This window comes from Viscerimonas tarda (genome assembly GCF_054601255.1).
The window spans coordinates 1-3,646 of record NZ_BAAHWV010000085.1 but is presented as its reverse complement, the minus strand read 5'-3'; the positions used below and the strand labels follow the sequence as shown (position 1 = coordinate 3,646).

At 26.9% G+C, this 3,646-nt stretch carries 2 protein-coding genes; one reads left to right on the top strand and one right to left on the bottom strand.

Annotation, left to right across the window (positions count from 1 at the left end; genetic code table 11):
• Positions 1–36 precede the first annotated feature (36 nt).
• The gene (locus ACYPWY_RS15700; RefSeq protein WP_459686488.1) at positions 37–2,553 is read left to right on the top strand and encodes an AAA family ATPase; all 2,517 of its coding nucleotides are present in this window, start codon (positions 37–39) and stop codon (positions 2,551–2,553) included.
• Here ACYPWY_RS15700 and ACYPWY_RS15695 read toward each other — a convergent pair.
• On the bottom strand, positions 2,546–3,622 hold the full coding sequence (locus ACYPWY_RS15695) for a D-alanine--D-alanine ligase family protein (RefSeq protein WP_459686487.1): 1,077 nt from the start codon (positions 3,620–3,622) through the stop codon (positions 2,546–2,548). The genes ACYPWY_RS15700 and ACYPWY_RS15695 overlap by 8 nt on opposite strands.
• Positions 3,623–3,646 lie beyond the last annotated feature (24 nt).

Below are 3,646 nucleotides of genomic sequence, written 5' to 3'. Positions count from 1 at the left end.
GCGAATAATTGATAACTAATTATTATCATAAATCCAATGGATAGTACACTATTTTCTTTTCAGAAGAAATATATAGAAATGATAGAATCCGGATTTCAAAGCAGCACAAGTGTTTTAGTATCCGGAAAATCAGGTGTAGGAAAAACATATATATGTGATTCTTTCATAAAAAGTAAAACAGATTTTAATCTATTACACTGTACATTCAGTGATAGTAGTATTTCTACGACAGACCATAGAGAACTTAAATTAGCGATTTTTGACTATCTTTCATCAAAGAAAAAATCAAAAATAGATGATAATACTGTGAAAAAATTATCCAAAGCATCAAAAGACATCCCACACGTTGGAAACGTAATAGACACAGTTCTGGACGTTATTCTTAATTGGGGTATGAATCATTTCAATTCTGATACGATGAATTTATTTATAGAAGAGGAATGCGACATTATCAATCAATTATCTAAATTATCAAAAGATAAGCCATTAATTATTTTCTTTGATAATGCGCATTGGATGAGTACTCATACATTCAACTTTCTAAATAATTTAATTCATACATTTCACAAAATATCAAAGAATAATGTGTATTATTTGTTTGCAACAACCAGCAATCAAGAAAATAATCCAGATATTATTTTTCAAAACAATTGTAAAAGAATTGAGATTGAAGATATATCTAAAAAAGATTATATTGAAATTATATTAAAATTTATCTCGACTAAACAATTTGAAAATAATGAGATAATAAATATGCTTTTTGTAATTACCAAAGGGCATATCGAATTAACAAAAAACTTATTGTCTATTATTGAAAAATATCAGGAAGATAACAAATTAGAGTTTATTGAAAAATATCAGGAAAGTCTGAAAACAAAAGAGGAAATAATAGATATATTTTTGAAATTGTTTAATATGACTTTAGCACAGTATTTCAAAGAGAATCAGTATGCTGCGGAAACAATTGAAACATTAGAAATTGCGTCTATAATCGGAAATGTGTTCAATAAATATGATTTGTCTGAATTGTTAAAAACAGATTATCATACTTTAAGTGAATATATAAGCAATGCTTGTTTAAGACAATTTACGATTGACGAAGAAAAGACAGCAAGATTTATTCATCCTTTAATCAGAGATTTATTTTTCAAAAGATTGGATAGTCAGCAAAGAATATGGCATGATAAATATGCAGAATGTCTGAAGATTCTTAGACCTACGGAAACAATGTTGATAGGATTCCATTATCAATGTGCTTTAAATCATAAAAATGCAATTAAATACTATTTAGTGGGATACATAAAATGCCTAATGAATGGTATTGAAATACCAACAAAAATACATACATATATTTTAAAAACAATATCGGATATTCATTGGTCTGTGTTCTTCTCGTCAATTAAAAAAGCCACCGAATTATATAAGCAACACAAATTGGCAGAAAGTATCAAAGTGTTTGAAGAACTTGATACAATTGATATACCAACAGAATTTCTCTCTCATTATAGAAATTTGTTATATTCGGAAATTCTAATTCAACATGAATTTAGAACAGAACAATTTCAAAAGGCAGCAATCATTTTAGAAGCGGCATTGAATTATTTTACTGAAAATGCGGAAATTGAATTAAGTATAAATACACTATTAATTTTAATGAATCTTTATGCTGATAAACTCAATAATTCTCAACAAGCTAAACTTATGGAACATAAGTTTTTGGCTTTATATCAAAAATATAATCAAAATGATAATTTAGAACAATATTATTATGAATATAAAAGAAAATCATCACCATTGTATTCCCCGGAAATAGCATTAAAAAGGACAAATGAATGCTTAAACTTTTATTCTTCTAATTATTATACAATAGAATACTACAAATGTTTATGTAATTATTCCGGATTATTAATATTTACAGGCAATTACTCAGAAGCCATAAACACATTAAATTCTTGTACAGAATTAATGAAAAATAGTATTTCGATTTCTTTTCCAGAGCCACATAAGTTTATAAACAACTATATTTTAGCAAATTATCTTTACACATTAACTGACCAGAGCAATTTTTCAACAAATACTATTAATGCCATTACTGCGTTTGAAAATTACATTGAAAAAACGAATAATAATTATGGAACTAAAATATTGAATATAAACAGAGCAAGTCTTTATTGTTTATCGGGAGATATAGAAACTGCTAAACATATATTGTATGAAATTGCGCAACAATTAGAAAATAATGAAGATGCTTTTTATCACATATATGTTTATTCCAATCTTGCCAGTATATCCTACATAGAAAAGAATTATTATCAATCAAAAAAACATTTAGATATAGTAGAGAAACATACTTCAAGATTGATGCCTAATATGAAACCTTTTTTTGAAGAACGAACAAGACTATTTCAAATATTGATAAAAGAAAAAGTTAATTTGGATACGCAAGATTTATTGATATACTTTTTGAAACAATACCCAAATAAATTGGGTAAGTCGTGGAATTTTGTAGGTTTAGGTTTCTTATTTTCGGATATGCAATTTTACACTACATAATACTTTTGTTTACTAAGGCGGACAAAACGATTAACAAAAATATATCTTTTTGTTCAAAACCCAACTGTTGAAAAACATAATTAAAGGAACTGTGTGATATTACATAAGGAGTAGCCGAAATATCAGTTACATAAACTTTTTGGTCTTTACTAATTCTAAAATCTATTCTTCCGTAATTACTTAAACCAATACATTTAAAACTCTTTTTTGCAATATCCAATAGCGTTTCTATAAATTTTTTATCGAATACATTTTGTGCTAAATAAAAATCATAACCGTATGAGCTTGATATTTCCTCACTTATAATGGAATCTCCGATAAACATATTATTATTTATTTTAATTCCTGTTGGCGGGAATGCCAATAATGAAGAATATGTTTCTATTATGGGAACTTCAACTTCATAACCGCTAATAAATTCTTGGCAAATTATAGGTTGATTGTATCGTTTTTGATATTCTGATATTTTTTCAAAAAAATCATTTTGTGAGGTATTCATTATTGATTGAATATTTATACCCTTACTTGCCGATTCAAAGGTTGGTTTTAAAATTATTTGCAATTCTTTGGGCGGAGTTTCCATAAACCAATTTCCTTTATCGAATAACCAAGAAGGAGTGCCACATAAATTTAAAGCGGATAATAATTTAGAATAATGGTATTTATGTCGTGCTAATGATGTGGCATACGCATTACTGCCTGTATATTTAATATTAAACAAGTCACAAAAGGATGGAATCAGAGCCTTTTTACCAATGCCAAATCCATTTCTTGTAAGATTGAAAATTAATATGTTATGAATATCTTTTATATTATTGTTAATTACATCGTCAATAAAACAATGTTCATCAAAATACACATCGACATATAATCCATTATTTCGTAATCCTTGAATGATTTCATCTATTTCCTCTTCTGTAAAAAATTCTATGGCGATATTATTGAAACTTCTTGTTTCTTTGTGCTTTGTTTGACTTATAACATTGGCTATAAGGATTATTCTAATACCTTGAAGAAGATATTTGTGTTCCTGAATGAAATTGTTTATGTAATGCTTTATACCATCCATAATAATTAGTTATCAATTATTCGC

Coding starts and splice junctions, on each gene's coding strand:
- ACYPWY_RS15700 (WP_459686488.1), top strand. CDS start 37: ATGGATAGTACACTATTTTCTTTTCAGAAGAAATATATAGAAATGATA.
- ACYPWY_RS15695 (WP_459686487.1), bottom strand. CDS start 3,622: ATGGATGGTATAAAGCATTACATAAACAATTTCATTCAGGAACACAAA.